Origin of the sequence: Enterobacter cloacae complex sp. FDA-CDC-AR_0164 (assembly GCF_003071645.1) — a bacterium.
GTDB lineage: Bacteria > Pseudomonadota > Gammaproteobacteria > Enterobacterales > Enterobacteriaceae > Enterobacter > Enterobacter ludwigii.
The window spans coordinates 4,514,330-4,530,668 of the sequence record NZ_CP028950.1 but is presented as its reverse complement, the minus strand read 5'-3'; the positions used below and the strand labels follow the sequence as shown (position 1 = coordinate 4,530,668).

Genomic DNA, 16,339 nt, shown 5'->3' with positions numbered 1-16,339 from the left:
TTAAAATCCGGCGGCGGCGCCGTTGCTGCGCGGGTCAAATGCCCCTTCAAACAGCCCGTTAGGATGGCGAACAATCGCACCCGCGTGGCCCATGGCTTCGCTGAATGCCGGGAAGCACTCCACGTCGTGCCCCAGCGCCCGCAGGCGCGCGACGGTCTGCGGCGTAAAGCGGCCTTCCACCTTCAGGGTGTCGGACGTCTGACCCCAGGTGCGTCCCAGTAACCAGCGCGGGCGGGCGATGCTCTCCTGCAGTGGTACCCCCTGCACCACATAGCGGGTAAACAGGGTGGCCTGAGTTTGCGGCTGGCCGTCACCGCCCATCGAGCCGTAGACCATGACGCGTCCGTCATGCAGACGCGCGGCTGCCGGGTTCAGGGTGTGGAACGGTTGTTTTCCTGGCGCAAGCGCCAGCAGGTGACGGGGATTGAGGCTGAATGAGGCTCCCCGGTTTTGCCAGACGATGCCTGTATCAGGCAGGACCACGCCGCTGCCGAACTCGTGATAAATGCTCTGGATAAACGACACGGCAAGACCGCTGTTATCCATCACCCCCATCCAGACCGTATCACCAGGGCCTTTGCCGCAGCCCCACGGTGCGGCCTGGTTATCATCGACCTGGTCGGCGAGGGCGGCCAGTGCGGCAGGATCCAGCAGACTCTGGATATCGGTTTTCAGCTCGCGCGGGTCGGTGATATGGGCATCGCGCAGACCAAACGCCAGTTTGGTGGCCTCTACAATGCGGTGAACGGTGGTCGCTTCGTCAGCATCGGCCATGGACAGGCGGTCGGTTATCCCGAGGATCGCCAGCGACACCAGCCCCTGCGTTGGCGGCGCAAGGTTCCACACTTCGCCCTGCTGATGCTGTAATTTCAGCGGCGTGGTGCGCCGGGCGACATGCGCGTTTAGGTCAGCCAGGGTGATGGGCAGCCCCAGCGTTGCCATGCCCCGGGCCAGACGCTCCGCCAGCGGGCCGCGATAAAAACTGTCCAGACCGTCTTCTGCGAGGTGCGAGAGCGTGGAGGCCAGCGACGGTTGATAAAACCGGCTGCCGACCTGCGGCGGTTTGCCGTCCGTCAGCCAGGTCTCCGCGAAGCCGGGCAGGTCCTTCAGTTCATCCAGCTTACTGGCCGTGGCGGCGGCCTGAGACGCGGTCACCGGCGTGCCGTTTCGGGCATAGTCAATGGCGTCTGCCAGCAGGCGATTCAGGGGAAGAGCGGTGCCCGTCAGCGTGCGCGAAACCTTCAGCGCTTCGTCCCAGCCGCTCACCGTTCCCGCCACGGTCAGCGCCGCGCGAGGCCCGCGATGGGGGATCTGAGAGACATCGTCATAGGCGGCAAGCGTCGCCAGTGAGCCTGCTGCGCCGCTGGCGTCAATGGCAACCGGTTCGCCGTCAGGCGGCACGATAAGCCAGAAACCGTCCCCACCGAGACCGTTCATGTGCGGGTAAACCACGGCAATGGTTGCGGCGGCGGCGACCATTGCTTCAATCGCGCTACCGCCTTCGCGCAGAATGGCCAGGGCGCTCTGGCTGGCAAGATGGTGGGGCGCCACGGCCATTCCGTGTACGGAGACATTACTTTGCATGGAGAGTCCTCATAACCCAAAAGTCACAAGGTGCTGCAAAAGCTGTTCCAGTTATGAATGAAAAGTTTCACGTCAGTCGTAACATAACGTTTTAAGAAGCTGGCATGCTTAATGAAAGGTATAGTGAGGTGAAACAAAAGTTACAGAGGCTTTATGGAACAGCTTGATGAACGTCTGAAAGCGCAATACGCGTCGTTGTCACCGCAGGAGCAACGGGTGGCTGATTTTATTTTTGATCATTTCGACGACCTCATTAGTTATAACAGCGCCGAGCTGGCGCAGCTGAGCGGGGTGTCGAAAGCCACGGTAAGCCGTCTGTTTAAGCGTCTGGGCTATGAGAAGTATAAAGAGATGCGCGACGAACTGCGCACGCTGCGCCAGAGCGGCATGCCGCTGACCGATAACCGCGATGCGGTGCAGGGCAACACTCTGCTGGCGCGGCATTATAAGCAGGAGATGGCAAACCTCACCCAGTGGGTCAACGCTCTGGATGCTCAGCAGTTTGCCGAGGCCATGGCCTCAATGGTGAAGGCACGGCGGATTGTGATTATCGGGATGCGCAACGCCTATCCGGCGGCGCTGCACCTGCGCCAGCAGCTGTTGCAGGCGCGCGGACAGGTGCTGCTGCTGCCGCAGCCGGGGCAGAGCCTGAGCGAGGAACTGGTCGATTTAACGCCCGACGATCTGGTGATTATGATGGCATTTCGCCGTCGCCCGCGGATCGTTCGGCCGCTGTTGCAGCAGCTTCAGCACAGCGGTATTCCGGTTCTGCTGATGTGTGAGCCGCAGGCGCACAGCCTGTTTCCGCTGACCAGCTGGCAGCTCTGCGCCCCGCTGGACAGCGTCTCGGCGTACGACAGCTACTCGTCGGTCAACAGTCTGATCAACCTGCTGGCTAACGCCTTCCTGCATGAAATCCTCGATAAAGGCCGTCCCCGGATCCACGATATCGCCTCCCTGTATCAGCAGCTGGACGAACTGGAACAGCGATAATGGGGCATCAGGCTGGTGCTTTGCATTAAAATAGTGCAGAAAAGCGGGGCGGAAAAGGGAGGCCTTTTCCGCCCCGCTCTCGTTTTATCAGGTCTTCAGAGAAAATTTCCCGTTTCGCTTCATCTGGCACATTAGTTGCAAAATCCAATTCAAAGAATCTTTTGTTTCATGTTAACGTTACGGGGAAGCACCATGAAAAAGTTATTGATTGCACTGACCGGGGCCGTCTGTCTGTTTGCAAACCTGCCAGCAAAAGCTGACCAGCTTCAGGATATTGAGAAACGCGGCACTCTTCGTATCGCCGTCCCGCAGGATTTTCCTCCGTTTGGTTCGGTCGGGACCGATCTCCAGCCGCAGGGCTACGACATCGACATGGCGCGCTATCTGGCAAAACAGATGAAGCTCAAGCTGCAGCTGGTACCGGTGACCAGTGCCAACCGCGTGCCGTATCTGCAAACCGATAAGGTGGATCTGGTGATCTCAAGCCTTGGTAAAAACGCCGAGCGTGAAAAGGTGATCGATTTTAGCCGTGCCTATGCGCCGTTCTTCCTCGGCGTGTTCGGCCCGAAAGGGGCTGAGCTGAAAGATGCTGCTCAACTGAGTGGAAAAACCATTGGCGTGACGCGCGGCGCGGTGGAGGACATGGTGCTGACCAGCCTTGCGCCGAAAGATGCAGACGTCAAACGCTACGAAGACAATAACACCACGCTGTCGGCTTACCTGTCCGGTCAGGTCCAGTACGTGGCGACAGGTAATCTGGTCGTGGCGGCGATTTCCCGCCAGAACGCCGCCAAAGCCCCGGTTCCGAGCTTTATGCTGAAGGACTCGCCGTGCTTTATCGGGCTGAAGAAAAACGAACCGGCATTGAAAGCGAAAGTTGATGCGGTGATTGAGCAGGGAATTAAAGACGGCACCCTGAATAGCCTCTCTGAGCAGTGGCTGAAAGCGCCGTTGCCGGCAAGCCTGGGCGTGTAAGGCGATGACAGAGCAACTCCATTTCTCTGCGCTCTGGCCGTACTGGCCGGCGCTGCTGGCAGGGCTGTGGGTCACCATTCAACTGACGGTGATGGCAACCCTCGGCGGGCTGGCGATCGGTATTTTCGGGGCGGCGATTCGCAGCGGCCCGACGACGTGGTTCAGCAGGATCTGGGGCGGCTACGTGGAGATTATCCGCAACACGCCCTTTGTCGTGCAGCTGTTTTTCATTGTGTTCGGTCTGCCGAATCTGGGGCTGAAGATGACGGCGGGCGAAGCGGCGCTGCTGGCAATGGTCGTCAACCTGGGCGCGTACAGCACGGAGATTGTCCGTGCCGGTATTCAGGTTACGCCCAAAGGACAGTGGGAGGCCGGCCGCGTGCTGGGGCTTACCCGCCTGCAAACGTTTATACGCGTGGTGCTGCCACCGGCACTGCAGCGTATTTATCCGGCGCTGGTTAGCCAGTGCATTATCGTTATGCTCGGTTCGTCGGTGGTGTCGCAGGTCTCCTATGAAGAGCTGACTTTTGCCGCCAACCTGATTCAGTCAAGAACGTTCCTGAGCTTTGAGGTCTATCTGGTGACCACCGGAATTTACCTGGTGCTGTCAATTACCCTGCGCCAGCTAATGATGGCGGCAGGACGGAAGTGGCTGGGGGTACAGGCATGATGACCACCTTTACCGACTGGGACATTATTCGCAATCTGCTGCTCGCCGGACGCTGGACGGTGCTGCTGTCGCTGGTGGCGTTTGTCGGCGGGGCGGCGGTAACGCTGCCGCTGTTGCTGTTGCGCCTCACGGGCGGGCGTACGGTAAAACGTCTTATCCGCGGCTATATCGAACTGTTTCAGGGCACGCCGCTGCTGATGCAACTGTTCCTGGCCTTCTTCGGCGTGGCGCTGTTGGGTATCGATGTTTCGCCGTGGACCGCCGCGTCGCTGGCCCTGACGTTCTACACCAGCGCCTTTTTGCTTGATATCTGGTTTGGCAGTATTCGTGCGCTGCCGAAAGGGCAGTGGGAGGCGTCGCGCTGTCTGGGGCTGACCTTCGGCCAGACGCTGTTTCGCGTGGTGGCTCCCCAGGCGTTACGCATCGCCATCGCCCCAACGGTGGGGTTCGCCGTGCAGGTGATTAAGGGGACCGCGCTGGCATCCATTATCGGTTTTATCGAGCTGACCAAGGCCGGGACGATGCTGACCAACGTGACCTATCAGCCGTTTAAAGTCTTTGCGCTGGTGGCGCTCGGCTACTTCATTCTGTGTTATCCGCTGTCGCGCTACAGCCGTTATCTGGAGACTAAATTCAATGCCTCTCATCACCATTAATCAGGTGCAGAAGTACTACGGCGATAACCACGTGCTCAAGGGCGTGGATCTGGACATCGACATGGGCCAGGTCATTTCAATTATCGGGCGCAGCGGTTCGGGTAAAAGCACGCTGTTGCGCTGCATTAACGGCCTCGAAGGGTATCAGGACGGCAGCATCAAGCTCGGCGGCATGACCATTACCGACCGGGATTCCCAGGCGCGTGAAATCAGCCGCTCGGTCGGCATGGTATTTCAGAACTTCAACCTTTTCCCGCACATGACGGCGATGGAAAACGTGATGCTCGCGCCACGTCGGGTGCTGAAGAAAAGCGCAGCAGAATGTCAGGTGCTGGCGCAGCGCATGCTGGAGAAAGTCGGGCTGGGTGACCGTCTGGATTACTACCCGTCAAGCCTCTCCGGGGGCCAGCAGCAGCGCGTGGCGATTGCCCGTGCTCTGGCGATGTCGCCTAAAGTTTTACTCTGTGACGAGATAACTTCCGCGCTCGATCCGGAACTGGTAGGCGAAGTGCTCAAGGTGCTGGAACAACTGGCCGCTGAGGGGATGACGCTGATCCTGGTGACCCATGAAATGAATTTTGCCCGCGAAGTGGGCGACCGCGTGGTGTTTATGCATCAGGGGCGCGTCTGGGAGCAGGGCGACAGCAAAACGCTGTTCGCTAACCCACAGACCACTGAGCTTAAACAGTTTATCTCCTCCGTGCGCGGCCTCAATTAACTAAGGACTAAAAAATGGATATCGCTCAATTTCCGCAAATCAATCCGCCACAACGTCTGCTGATGGGGCCGGGGCCAATCAACGCCGATCCGCGCGTGCTGCGAGCCATGTCGAGCCAGCTTATCGGCCAGTACGATCCGGCGATGACCCACTACATGAACGACGTCATGGCACTCTACCGCGGCGTGTTCCGCACGGAAAACCGCTGGACGATGTTGGTGGACGGCACCTCCCGCGCGGGGATTGAAGCGATTCTGGTATCGGCCATTCGTCCGGGGGACAAAGTGCTGGTGCCCGTTTTTGGTCGCTTCGGCCATCTGCTGTGCGAAATTGCCCGCCGCTGCCGTGCAGAGGTCCACACCATCGAGGTACCGTGGGGCGAGGTGTTCACACCGGATCGGGTGGAAGATGCCATTAAACGCGTGCGTCCGCGCCTGCTGTTAACCGTGCAGGGGGATACGTCCACCACCATGCTGCAGCCGCTTGCAGAACTCGGGGCAATCTGCCGTCGTTACGATGTCCTGTTTTATACCGATGCTACCGCGTCGCTCGGCGGCAACGCCCTGGAGACCGATGCCTGGGGGCTGGATGCGGTCTCGGCGGGGATGCAGAAATGTCTTGGCGGTCCGTCCGGCACCTCGCCTGTTACCCTGAGCCCACGGATGGAAGAGGCAATCCGTCGCCGCAAATGCATCGAAGAGGGGATCCGTACCGATGCCCATCGCGACGGCGACGAGGAGATGATTTACTCCAACTATTTCGACCTCGGCATGGTGATGGATTACTGGGGACCCGAGCGTCTGAACCACCACACCGAAGCGACCACCGCGCTGTTTGGCGCCCGCGAATGTGCCCGCCTCATTCTGCAGGAAGGGCTGGATAACGGTATCGCCCGCCACAAGCTGCACGGGGATGCGCTGCTGAAAGGTATTCAGGCGATGGGACTCGAGACCTTCGGCGACCTCAGGCACAAGATGAACAACGTGCTGGGCGTGCTTATCCCTCAGGGCGTAAACGGTGACCAGGTGCGTAAACTGATGCTGGAGGATTTCGGCATTGAAATCGGTACTTCGTTTGGTCCGCTGCACGGCAAAGTGTGGCGTATTGGCACCATGGGCTATAACGCGCGTAAAGACTGCGTGATGACCACCCTGAGTGCGCTGGAGTCGGTACTGAACTACCTGAAGTTTTCCACTACGCAGGGTGCCGCGATGCAGGCCGCGTGGGATCATTACCGCACTGAGACGGCGCTATGAATCACGCGACACGCCAGCAGGCGGCAGAACGTGTGATGGCCCGCGCCGATGCGCTGGCCGCCATCAGCGAAACCCAGGATTCCCTTACCCGCGTGTATCTCTCTGCCCAGCATCTGCAGGCTAACCAGCTGGTCGGGCAGTGGATGAACCAGGCGGGCATGACCGTCTGGCAGGACAGCGTGGGGAATATCTGCGGACGTTATGAAGGCGAGCAGGAGGGCGCACCGGCGGTGTTGCTTGGCTCGCATCTGGATACCGTGCGCAATGCCGGGCGCTACGACGGGATGCTGGGGGTGCTGACGGCCATTGAAGTCGTTGACAGCCTGCACCAACAGGGAAAACGGCTGGCACAGGCCGTTGAGATTGTCGGCTTTTGCGATGAAGAGGGAACCCGCTTTGGTATCACGCTGTTGGGCAGCCGCGCCCTGACGGGCACCTGGCCTGTGGGCTGGCTCGACACGTGCGATGCCAGAGGTATCAGCGTGGCGCAGGCGATGGTACAGGCAGGGTTAGATCCCAGCCGTGTCTCGATGGCCGCGCGACGCCCGGATGATTTCAGCGCCTGTCTGGAACTGCATATTGAACAAGGACCGTGTCTGGAACAGGCCGGTCTGGCGCTGGGCGTGGTTGAAGCCATTAACGGCGCGCGTCGTCTGAACTGCCGCTTCACCGGTGAGGCCGGCCACGCCGGGACCGTGCCGATGGCGCATCGTAAGGACGCGCTGGCCGCCGCCGCCGAATGGATGGTGCTGATTGAAAACACCACCCGTCAGCACGGCGGCAACCTGGTGGCCACGGTGGGTGAGTTGCGCTGTCTGCCTGGTGCGGTAAACGTCATCCCCGGCGAGGTCGCGCTCTCGTTAGATATTCGCGGCCCGCAGGATGCGCCGCTTGACCTTCTGCTTACTGCACTGCTGACGCAGGCGCAGGCGATAGCGGCCCGTCGCGGAATACATTTTGCAGCCGACGAATTTTACCGAATTGCCGCCACGCCATGCGATACACATCTGCAGGCGCTGCTGGCGGAGGCTGTAGAATCGGTGCAGGGGAAGACATTATCGCTGCCGAGCGGTGCCGGTCATGACACCATCGCCCTGGCGGAGCGCTGGCCGGTAGGGATGTTGTTTGTGCGGTGTAAGGGAGGCGTCAGCCACCATCCGGCGGAATCGGTGATGGCTGAGGATGTCGCGCTGGCGATTGATGCCTTTACGCGTGCGGTAACGCGTCTGGCGGGTTAAGCGACCGAGCGTACCGCTTCATCGATGTCGGCACTCACCCGCACATCCTGCTCGTCAAACACCATGCAGTGGCGATCGTCAAAAGCCACATCAATTTGCTGCCACGGCGCGAATTTCACATCGCCCGGCAGCAAAATCTTCACATTGTCGTGGCCGTAGCACTGACCAAAGAGGTAGGTGTTGTTGCCCAGACGCTCAACCACTTCACAGTTAAACGTCAGCCGCGTGCCGTGGCGGAGATCGGTGGTTAAATGTTCCGGACGAATGCCCAGCGTCACCGGGCTGCCTGCGTTCAACGGTGTGGTGGTCAGGGCCAGTGTGAGCGTCTTCTGCTGGGATAATCTCACCGTCAGCTCACCCGGTTGCCAGGCCTCTACCGTTGCCGGCAGGAAATTCATCTTCGGCGAGCCGATAAACCCGGCCACGAACTTGTTCGCCGGTTTGTAGTAGAGTTCCATCGGCGCGCCCATCTGCTCAACCTTTCCGTAGTTCATCACCACAATTTTATCAGCCAGGGTCATCGCTTCTATCTGGTCGTGGGTGACATACACCATGGTGGTTTTCAGCTCCTGGTGCAGACGGGCAAGGTGCAGACGCATCTCCACGCGCAGCTCGGCATCCAGGTTGGAGAGCGGTTCGTCGAACATAAAGACCCGCGGATTACGTACGATGGCGCGGCCAATGGCCACACGCTGGCGCTGGCCGCCGGAAAGCTGCTTAGGTTTGCGATCCAGAAGGTGGGAAAGCTGCAGCGTTTTGGCCACCATCTCGACCTGATGGCGGATCTGATCTTTCGGCACCTTATTGACCTTCAGGCCGTAGCCCATGTTTTCGGCCACCGTCATATGTGGGTAGAGCGCATAGGACTGAAACACCATCGCCACGCCGCGGTGGGAGGGGGCAACGTCGTTCATCACCTCGTCACCAATCAACACTTCCCCTTCGCTAATGTCCTCCAGTCCGGCAATCATGCGCAGCATTGTCGATTTACCGCAGCCGGAAGGACCGACAAAGACGGCAAACTCACCGTCTTCAATCTCAAGATTCACGTTGTGCAAGGTTACGGTGTCGCCAAAGCGTTTGGTGACATTCCTCAATTGTATGTTCGACATCTGTATTCCCCGAGTAAACCGCCGCGTATGTATTACGTATAACAATTATTTGCTACATGGCTTGACGGTGCAATTTGTCTGCTCTGACTATAACTTCCAGTATTCACGCACCCTATACTGATATTCCATTAATGTTATGACGATCACACAACTTACAGTTTTTTGTAGAGTTATCATGATGTGAAGGGTAGCGTATACCAAACCAAAGGCATTTGATGTTATACGTTGTACGCCAGTGTTAGTCGGTTTTCTGGCGAAGGTGTATGGCGGTGAAATGCAATAACAACCATAAAATTGTTATACCTTCACATGAGGTTGATAATGAAAAAGAACATACTCGCTGCTCTGATCCTCTCTACGCTCGCGGTGCAGGCTCACGCCACCACGCAGCTTAACGTCTGGGAAGACATCAAAAAGTCGTCCGGCATTAAAGACGCGGTCGCCGATTTCGAAAAGCAGTACGACGTTAAGGTTAACCTGCAGGAGATGCCTTACGCGCAGCAGCTGGAAAAACTGCGCCTCGACGGCCCGGCAGGAATTGGCCCGGACGTGCTGGTCATTCCCAATGATCAACTGGGCGGGGCGGTTGTGCAAGGGCTGCTGACCCCCCTGAATCTGGAGGCGAAGCAGACCGAACAGTACACGCCGGCGTCGATAAATGCCTTCAAAATGGATAACACCCTTTACGGTGTGCCGAAAGCGGTTGAGACGCTGGTGCTGATTTACAACAAAGACCTGATCGCGAAGCCGCTCAACTCACTTCAGGACTGGTATGACTTTTCTAAACAGCAGCGCGCCAAAAACCAGTACGGCCTGCTCGCCAAGTTCGACCAGATTTACTACAGCTGGGGGGCTATCTCCCCGATGGGCGGGTACATCTTCGGTAAAAACGATAAAGGCGGTTATAACGCCAGCGACGTGGGCCTGAACAAGCCGGGCGCGGTAGACGCGGTCACCTACCTGAAAAAATTCTATACCGATGACGTGTTCCCGGCGGGGATCATCGGCGATAACGGTCTGAACGCGATCGATTCTCTGTTTACCGAGAAAAAAGCGGCAGCCGTCATCAACGGTCCGTGGGCGTTCCAGCCGTATGAAGCGGCGGGCATTAACTACGGCGTTGCGCCGCTGCCGACGCTGCCGGACGGTAAGCCAATGAGTTCATTCCTGGGCGTGAAGGGCTATGTCGTCTCTACCTGGAGCAAAGACAAAGCCATGGCGCAGAAATTTATCGAATTTATCAACCAGCCGCAGTACGTCAAAACGCGCTATATCGCGACGCGAGAAATTCCGCCGCTGACCGCGATGATTGACGATCCGCTCATTAAGAACGACGAGAAAGCCAGCGCGGTTGCCGTGCAGGCCGCACGGGCGACAGCGATGCCGGGCATTCCGGAAATGGGTGAAGTCTGGGCTCCGGCGAACGCGGCCCTCGAGCTGAGCCTGACCGGTAAACAGGATCCGAAAGCCGCGCTCGACAGCGCAGAAAAACAGGTTCAGATGCAAATCGAAGCCATGCAGGCCAGCAACCAGTAGTTTTCTGACGTCGCAGAACGGGAGGGCGTCTCTCCCGTTTTTTGAAAGGAGTTGTTTGTGAGTATCATCCCGGAACATTTTGCCAAACCGCGCGTGGCCGGGCGTCACGCCTGGACCAGCCTGCTGCTGGCGGTCATTCCCGGCTTCGGTCAGTTTTACCACCGTCAGTGGCTAAAAGGGGTCATCTTCCTGGTGCTGCTTGCCAGTTTTATCGGCGTATTTGCTGATTTTCTGCGCGAAGGGCTGTGGGGACTGGTGACGCTGGGTGAGGAGGTGCCGCGCGACAACTCCATCTTCCTGCTGGCGGAGGGGATCATCAGCGTGTTAATCGCGGCGTTCGGCGTGATGGTGTATTACCTGTCGATGCGTGACGCGTGGGTCAATGGCCTGAAACGTGACGAAGGATTGGAGCTTAACAGCGTGCGTAAACAGTATCAGATGCTATTGAGCGACGGCTTCCCGTATCTGATGATCACCCCGGGCTTTATCCTGCTGGTGTTTGTGGTGGTGTTTCCCATTTTGTTCGGGTTTGCCATCGCCTTTACCAACTACAACCTCTACCACACGCCGCCGGCTAAGCTGGTTGACTGGGTCGGGTTTAAGAACTTCATCAATATCTTTACGCTCTCTATCTGGCGTTCCACCTTCTTCGACGTGCTGCAGTGGACGGTGGTCTGGACGCTGCTCGCCACCACGCTGCAGTGTACGGTGGGCGTACTGCTGGCGATTCTGGTGAACCAGAAAGATTTACGCTTTAAGCCGCTGATCCGCACCATCTTTATTTTGCCGTGGGCGGTGCCGGGCTTTGTCACCATCCTGGTTTTCGCCGGGATGTTTAATGACTCCTTCGGGGTGATTAACAACGCCATTCTGGCCTTCTTTGGTATTGCGCCTAAAGCCTGGATGACCGATCCGTTCTGGACCAAAACGGCGCTGATCATGATGCAAACCTGGCTTGGTTTCCCGTTTGTTTTCGCCATGACCACCGGTGTGCTGCAGGCCATTCCTGATGACCTGTATGAAGCGGCCACCATGGACGGCGCCAGCAGCTGGACCCGGCTGCGGACCATTACGCTGCCGCTGGTGCTCTACGCCATTGCGCCGATCCTGATTACGCAATACACCTTTAACTTCAATAATTTCAACATCATCTATCTGTTCAATAACGGCGGGCCGGCGGTGGTGGGGTCGAATGCGGGCGGCACCGACATTCTGGTGTCGTGGATCTACAAACTGACGATGTCATCTTCGCAATATGCCATTGCGGCGACCATCACTATCCTGCTGTCTGTTTTTGTCGTCGGCCTGGCGCTATGGCAGTTCCGCGCCACCAAATCTTTCAAAAATGACGACATGGCGTAAGGGACGTAACAATGGCTAAATCACAAAGTATTAAACGTGAGAAATGGGTCCGCCTTTCACTCTCCTGGCTGGTTATTGTGCTGGTGTCGGTCATCATCATTTACCCGCTGGTGTGGACGGTGGGCGCCTCACTCAACGCGGGCAACAGCCTGTTAAGCTCCTCTGTTATTCCGCAGAACCTGTCGTTCCAGCATTACGCCGACCTGTTTAATGGTCAGGTGAACTACATGACGTGGTACTGGAACTCGATGAAAATCAGCTTCCTGACCATGGTGTTGACCTTAATCAGCGTTAGCTTTACCGCCTATGCCTTCTCGCGTTTTCGCTTTAAGGGGCGGCAGAACGGACTGATGCTCTTCCTGCTGCTGCAGATGATCCCGCAGTTCTCGGCGCTGATTGCCATCTTCGTGCTCTCGCAGCTGTTGGGCTTAATCAACAGCCATCTGGCGCTGGTGCTGATTTACGTTGGCGGCATGATCCCAATGAATACCTATCTGATGAAGGGCTACCTGGACGCCATTCCTAAGGATCTGGACGAGTCCGCGCGCATGGACGGAGCCAGTAACTTCCGCATCTTCATCGAGATCATCATGCCGCTTTCCAAACCCATTGTGGCGGTGGTGGCGCTGTTCTCCTTCACCGGGCCGCTGGGGGATTTCATTCTCTCCAGCACCATTTTGCGCACCCCGGACAAATACACCTTACCCATCGGGCTTTATAACCTGGTGGCGCAAAAAATGGGTGCCAGTTACACCACCTACGCGGCAGGCGCGGTGCTGATTGCGGTGCCGGTCGCGATCCTCTATCTGGCCTTACAAAAATACTTCGTCTCCGGTCTGACCTCCGGGAGTACTAAGGGATAACCATGAAAAGACTCAAACCCGCTTTGCTTGCTGTTTGTCTTTCTTGCGGTCTTGCCGCGAGTGCGTTCGCCGCGGACGGGGTAAAAACGCGTCCTTTTAACGCCATGCCGGCAGACTTTATTAAGGGGGCGGACATCTCGACGCTGCTCGAGGCTGAACAGCATGGCGCAACATTTTATAACCAGAATGGCCAGCAGCAGGACGCGATTGCCATTCTGAAAGCCAACGGCGTGAACTATGTGCGCCTGCGTTTGTGGGTGGATCCGCAGGATGCCAACGGAAATACCTACGGGGGCGGCAGTAACAATCTGGAAAACACGCTGGCGCTGGCGAAGCGCGTGAAGGCCCAGGGCATAAAACTCCTGCTCGATTTCCACTACAGCGATTTCTGGACCGACCCGGGCAAACAGTTCAAACCTAAAGCCTGGGAGAAGATGGATTACCCGCAGCTTAAAACGGCAATCCATGACTATACGCGCGACACCATTGCCCGCTTTAAAAAAGAGGGCGTGCTGCCGGACATGGTCCAGATTGGTAATGAAATCAATGGCGGAATACTCTGGCCGGAAGGCAAAAGCTGGGGGCAGGGTGGCGGCGAGTTTGACCGCGTAGCCGGGTTACTCAACGCCGCAATCAGCGGGATGAAGGAGAACCTGACCGACGGCGAGCAGGTGAAAATTATGCTGCACCTGGCCGAAGGCACTAAAAATGACACCTTCCGCTGGTGGTTTGATGAGATCACGAAGCGCGATGTGCCGTTCGATATTATCGGCCTGTCGATGTACACCTACTGGAATGGTCCGATCGGCGCGCTGAAAGCCAATATGGATGACATCAGCAAACGCTATAACAAAGACGTCATTGTGGTGGAAGCGGCCTATGGCTATACACTGGAGAACTGCGATAACGCAGAAAACAGTTTCCAGGCCAAAGAAGAGAAGGACGGTGGCTACCCCGGCACCGTGCAGGGTCAGTACGATTATATCCACGATTTAATGCAGGCCGTGATTGACGTTCCCGATCGTCGCGGTAAGGGCCTGTTTTACTGGGAGCCGACCTGGATTGCCGTACCGGGCACCACATGGGCCACCAAAACCGGCATGAAATATATCCATGATGACTGGAAAGAGGGAAATGCCCGCGAAAACCAGGCGTTGTTTGATTGTCATGGCAAAGTGCTGCCGTCGATAACGGTATTTAAATAGTATTCTGTTTCACTTCAGGACGTTTTTAATATGAATAAATTTGCGCCTTTAAGTTCGAAGGTCGCTGCGTTATTGCATGGCGCCGACTATAACCCGGAGCAATGGGAGAATTACCCCGGTATTATTGAAAAAGATATTGCCATGATGCAGCAGGCGAAATGTAATGTTATGTCGGTGGGCATATTTAGCTGGGCGAAGCTCGAACCGCGTGAAGGGGAATATGATTTTGTCTGGCTGGATAACGTCATTGATAAATTATATTCAGCGGGGATCCATATTTTCCTCGCCACGCCGAGTGGTGCGCGCCCGGCATGGATGTCGCAAAAATACCCGCAGGTGCTGCGCGTAGGGCGTAACCGCGTGCCTGCGCTGCACGGTGGACGTCATAACCACTGTATGTCTTCCCCGGTGTACCGTGAGAAGACATTGAAAATGAATACCTTACTGGCTGAGCGTTATTCACAGCACCCGGCGGTGCTGGGCTGGCATATCTCCAATGAGTACGGCGGTGAGTGCCACTGCGATCTGTGCCAGGAGCGCTTTCGTGACTGGCTGAAAGCGCGCTACAAAACCCTGGATGCGCTGAACCACGCATGGTGGAGCACCTTCTGGAGCCACACCTATAGCGACTGGTCGCAGATTGAGTCCCCTGCGCCGCAGGGCGAGGTGTCCATTCACGGTCTGAACCTCGACTGGCGCCGCTTTAATACGGCGCAGGTAACAGATTTCTGCCGCCATGAGGTTGCGCCGCTAAAAGCCGTCAACGCAGCGTTGCCGGTGACGACCAACTTCATGGAGTACTTCTACGATTACGACTACTGGCAGCTTGCGAAAGCGATCGACTTTATCTCCTGGGACAGCTACCCGATGTGGCACAAGGAGAAAGACGAAACCCAGCTCGCCTGCTATACCGCCATGTACCACGACATGATGCGCAGCCTGAAAGGCGGCAAACCTTTTGTGCTGATGGAGTCCACGCCGAGCACCACCAACTGGCAGCCGACCAGCAAGCTGAAAAAGCCGGGGATGCATATTCTCTCCTCAATGCAGGCGGTGGCACACGGGGCCGATGCGGTGCAGTACTTCCAGTGGCGTAAAAGCCGCGGTTCGGTGGAGAAATTCCACGGGGCGGTTATCGACCACGTGGGGCATCTTGATACGCGTGTCGGGCGCGAAGTGACGCGTCTGGGCGAAATGCTTGAGCGCCTGCCGGGGGTGGTCGGGTGTCGCACGCAGGCACGGGTGGCGATTATCTTCGACCAGCAAAATCGTTGGGCGCTGGACGATGCCGAAGGGCCGCGCAACATGGGGATGGAGTACGAAAAAACCGTTAACGAACACTACCGTCCGTTCTGGGAAAAAGGCATCGCGGTGGATGTGATTGATGCCGACGGCGATCTCAGCCAGTACGCGCTGGTGATTGCGCCGATGCTTTATATGGTGCGGGAAGGCTTTGCCGAACGCGCAGAAGCGTTTGTCGCCGGGGGCGGCCATCTGGTGACCACCTACTGGAGCGGCATCGTGGATGAAAGTGATCTTTGTCATCTCGGTGGGTTCCCGGGGCCGCTGCGTAAACTGCTCGGCATCTGGGCAGAAGAGATCGACTGTCTCGGTGAGGGAGAACGTAATATGGTACAGGGGCTGGCGGGTAATGCGGCTGGCCTGCAGGGCCCGTATCAGGTTCGCCATCTGTGCGAACTGATCCATGTCGAAAACGCTCAGCCGCTGGCGACCTACCGGGATGATTTCTACGCCGGTCGGCCTGCCGTGACGGTGAACCGTTTCGGTAAGGGGAAAGCGTGGCATGTGGCGTCGCGCAACGATCTGCCGTTCCAGCGTGATTTCTTCGCCGGGATTATTGACGAACTGGCGCTGCCGCGGGCCATGGAATGCGATTTCCCACCGGGTGTGGTGGCAACGGCTCGCACGGACGGCGTCACCACGTGGGTGTTTGTGCAGAACTACACCGCCCAGCAGCAGCTCATTACGCTGCCGCAGGGGTATACCGACTGCATGACCGATGCCGCCGCCGCGGGTGATACTGCTCTGCTGCCGTGGGATTGTCGGGTACTCAGGCGTAAAGCGTAGTCGCTGAGGGCGTCGCGTCGTACAACCCTGGCTAATCAATCTGAAGGCGCCTGCTCTATGAGCAGGCATTTTTTTATCTGCAT

At 57.5% G+C, this 16,339-nt stretch carries 14 protein-coding genes; 12 read left to right on the top strand and 2 right to left on the bottom strand.

The window, feature by feature from the left end:
* On the bottom strand, positions 1-1,584 hold the full coding sequence (hpxW, locus tag AM410_RS22400) for an oxamate amidohydrolase (protein WP_073395875.1): 1,584 nt from the start codon (positions 1,582-1,584) through the stop codon (positions 1-3).
* Between the two features lie 153 nt (positions 1,585-1,737).
* On the opposite strand from hpxW, the gene hpxU reads away from it, so the two are divergent.
* The 7 genes from hpxU (at position 1,738) to hpxK (ending at position 8,090) form a co-directional block, all read left to right on the top strand.
* Complete coding sequence (hpxU, locus tag AM410_RS22395) at positions 1,738-2,577, top strand: MurR/RpiR family transcriptional regulator HpxU (RefSeq protein ID WP_020884740.1); 840 nt, start codon at positions 1,738-1,740, stop codon at positions 2,575-2,577.
* Positions 2,578-2,769: 192 nt separating this feature from the next.
* Positions 2,770-3,552, top strand: coding sequence for a transporter substrate-binding domain-containing protein (locus AM410_RS22390; RefSeq protein ID WP_020884739.1), 783 nt, complete (start codon positions 2,770-2,772; stop codon positions 3,550-3,552).
* A 4-nt stretch (positions 3,553-3,556) separates the two neighbouring features.
* Positions 3,557-4,222: an amino acid ABC transporter permease gene (locus tag AM410_RS22385; protein ID WP_047744285.1), complete on the top strand. Its 666-nt coding sequence runs from the start codon at positions 3,557-3,559 to the stop codon at positions 4,220-4,222.
* Positions 4,222-4,878 (top strand): amino acid ABC transporter permease, encoded by a 657-nt coding sequence (locus AM410_RS22380; protein WP_025204495.1) that lies wholly within the window; start codon positions 4,222-4,224, stop codon positions 4,876-4,878. Before AM410_RS22385 ends, AM410_RS22380 begins: the two co-directional genes overlap by 1 nt.
* Positions 4,859-5,596 (top strand): amino acid ABC transporter ATP-binding protein, encoded by a 738-nt coding sequence (locus tag AM410_RS22375; protein WP_020884737.1) that lies wholly within the window; start codon positions 4,859-4,861, stop codon positions 5,594-5,596. Before AM410_RS22380 ends, AM410_RS22375 begins: the two co-directional genes overlap by 20 nt.
* 14 nt (positions 5,597-5,610) lie before the next feature.
* On the top strand, positions 5,611-6,852 hold the full coding sequence (locus AM410_RS22370; protein ID WP_014169474.1) for a pyridoxal-phosphate-dependent aminotransferase family protein: 1,242 nt from the start codon (positions 5,611-5,613) through the stop codon (positions 6,850-6,852).
* Positions 6,849-8,090: an allantoate amidohydrolase gene (hpxK, locus tag AM410_RS22365; protein WP_047744287.1), complete on the top strand. Its 1,242-nt coding sequence runs from the start codon at positions 6,849-6,851 to the stop codon at positions 8,088-8,090. The genes AM410_RS22370 and hpxK overlap by 4 nt, the downstream gene beginning before the upstream one ends.
* Here the strand turns inward: hpxK and AM410_RS22360 are convergent.
* Positions 8,087-9,202, bottom strand: coding sequence for an ABC transporter ATP-binding protein (locus AM410_RS22360; RefSeq protein WP_020884735.1), 1,116 nt, complete (start codon positions 9,200-9,202; stop codon positions 8,087-8,089). The two genes, hpxK and AM410_RS22360, sit on opposite strands and share 4 nt — an antisense overlap.
* 321 nt (positions 9,203-9,523) lie before the next feature.
* Here AM410_RS22360 and AM410_RS22355 point away from each other — a divergent pair, with 321 nt between their 5' ends.
* Genes AM410_RS22355 through AM410_RS22335 form a run of 5 tightly spaced genes read left to right on the top strand, consistent with a single transcriptional unit; the run spans position 9,524 to position 16,256 of the window.
* Positions 9,524-10,738: an extracellular solute-binding protein gene (locus tag AM410_RS22355; protein ID WP_032681287.1), complete on the top strand. Its 1,215-nt coding sequence runs from the start codon at positions 9,524-9,526 to the stop codon at positions 10,736-10,738.
* A gap of 57 nt (positions 10,739-10,795) precedes the next feature.
* Positions 10,796-12,100, top strand: a complete 1,305-nt coding sequence (locus AM410_RS22350) for a carbohydrate ABC transporter permease (RefSeq protein WP_108648474.1) — start codon at positions 10,796-10,798, stop codon at positions 12,098-12,100.
* Positions 12,101-12,111: 11 nt separating this feature from the next.
* Positions 12,112-12,963, top strand: a complete 852-nt coding sequence (locus AM410_RS22345) for a sugar ABC transporter permease (protein WP_014169479.1) — start codon at positions 12,112-12,114, stop codon at positions 12,961-12,963.
* A 2-nt stretch (positions 12,964-12,965) separates the two neighbouring features.
* A complete protein-coding gene (locus AM410_RS22340) occupies positions 12,966-14,168 on the top strand; it encodes a glycoside hydrolase family 53 protein (RefSeq protein WP_014169480.1) in 1,203 nt (400 codons plus the stop codon).
* A gap of 30 nt (positions 14,169-14,198) precedes the next feature.
* Positions 14,199-16,256, top strand: coding sequence for a beta-galactosidase (locus AM410_RS22335; protein WP_108648472.1), 2,058 nt, complete (start codon positions 14,199-14,201; stop codon positions 16,254-16,256).
* Positions 16,257-16,339: the final 83 nt, after the last annotated feature.

Excerpts from the sequence above, each read along its gene's own strand:
- hpxW (WP_073395875.1), bottom strand. The coding sequence starts at position 1,584 with ATGCAAAGTAATGTCTCCGTACACGGAATGGCCGTGGCGCCCCACCAT.
- hpxU (WP_020884740.1), top strand. The coding sequence starts at position 1,738 with ATGGAACAGCTTGATGAACGTCTGAAAGCGCAATACGCGTCGTTGTCA.
- AM410_RS22390 (WP_020884739.1), top strand. The coding sequence starts at position 2,770 with ATGAAAAAGTTATTGATTGCACTGACCGGGGCCGTCTGTCTGTTTGCA.
- AM410_RS22385 (WP_047744285.1), top strand. The coding sequence starts at position 3,557 with ATGACAGAGCAACTCCATTTCTCTGCGCTCTGGCCGTACTGGCCGGCG.
- AM410_RS22380 (WP_025204495.1), top strand. The coding sequence starts at position 4,222 with ATGACCACCTTTACCGACTGGGACATTATTCGCAATCTGCTGCTCGCC.
- AM410_RS22375 (WP_020884737.1), top strand. The coding sequence starts at position 4,859 with ATGCCTCTCATCACCATTAATCAGGTGCAGAAGTACTACGGCGATAAC.
- AM410_RS22370 (WP_014169474.1), top strand. The coding sequence starts at position 5,611 with ATGGATATCGCTCAATTTCCGCAAATCAATCCGCCACAACGTCTGCTG.
- hpxK (WP_047744287.1), top strand. The coding sequence starts at position 6,849 with ATGAATCACGCGACACGCCAGCAGGCGGCAGAACGTGTGATGGCCCGC.
- AM410_RS22360 (WP_020884735.1), bottom strand. The coding sequence starts at position 9,202 with ATGTCGAACATACAATTGAGGAATGTCACCAAACGCTTTGGCGACACC.
- AM410_RS22355 (WP_032681287.1), top strand. The coding sequence starts at position 9,524 with ATGAAAAAGAACATACTCGCTGCTCTGATCCTCTCTACGCTCGCGGTG.
- AM410_RS22345 (WP_014169479.1), top strand. The coding sequence starts at position 12,112 with ATGGCTAAATCACAAAGTATTAAACGTGAGAAATGGGTCCGCCTTTCA.
- AM410_RS22340 (WP_014169480.1), top strand. The coding sequence starts at position 12,966 with ATGAAAAGACTCAAACCCGCTTTGCTTGCTGTTTGTCTTTCTTGCGGT.
- AM410_RS22335 (WP_108648472.1), top strand. The coding sequence starts at position 14,199 with ATGAATAAATTTGCGCCTTTAAGTTCGAAGGTCGCTGCGTTATTGCAT.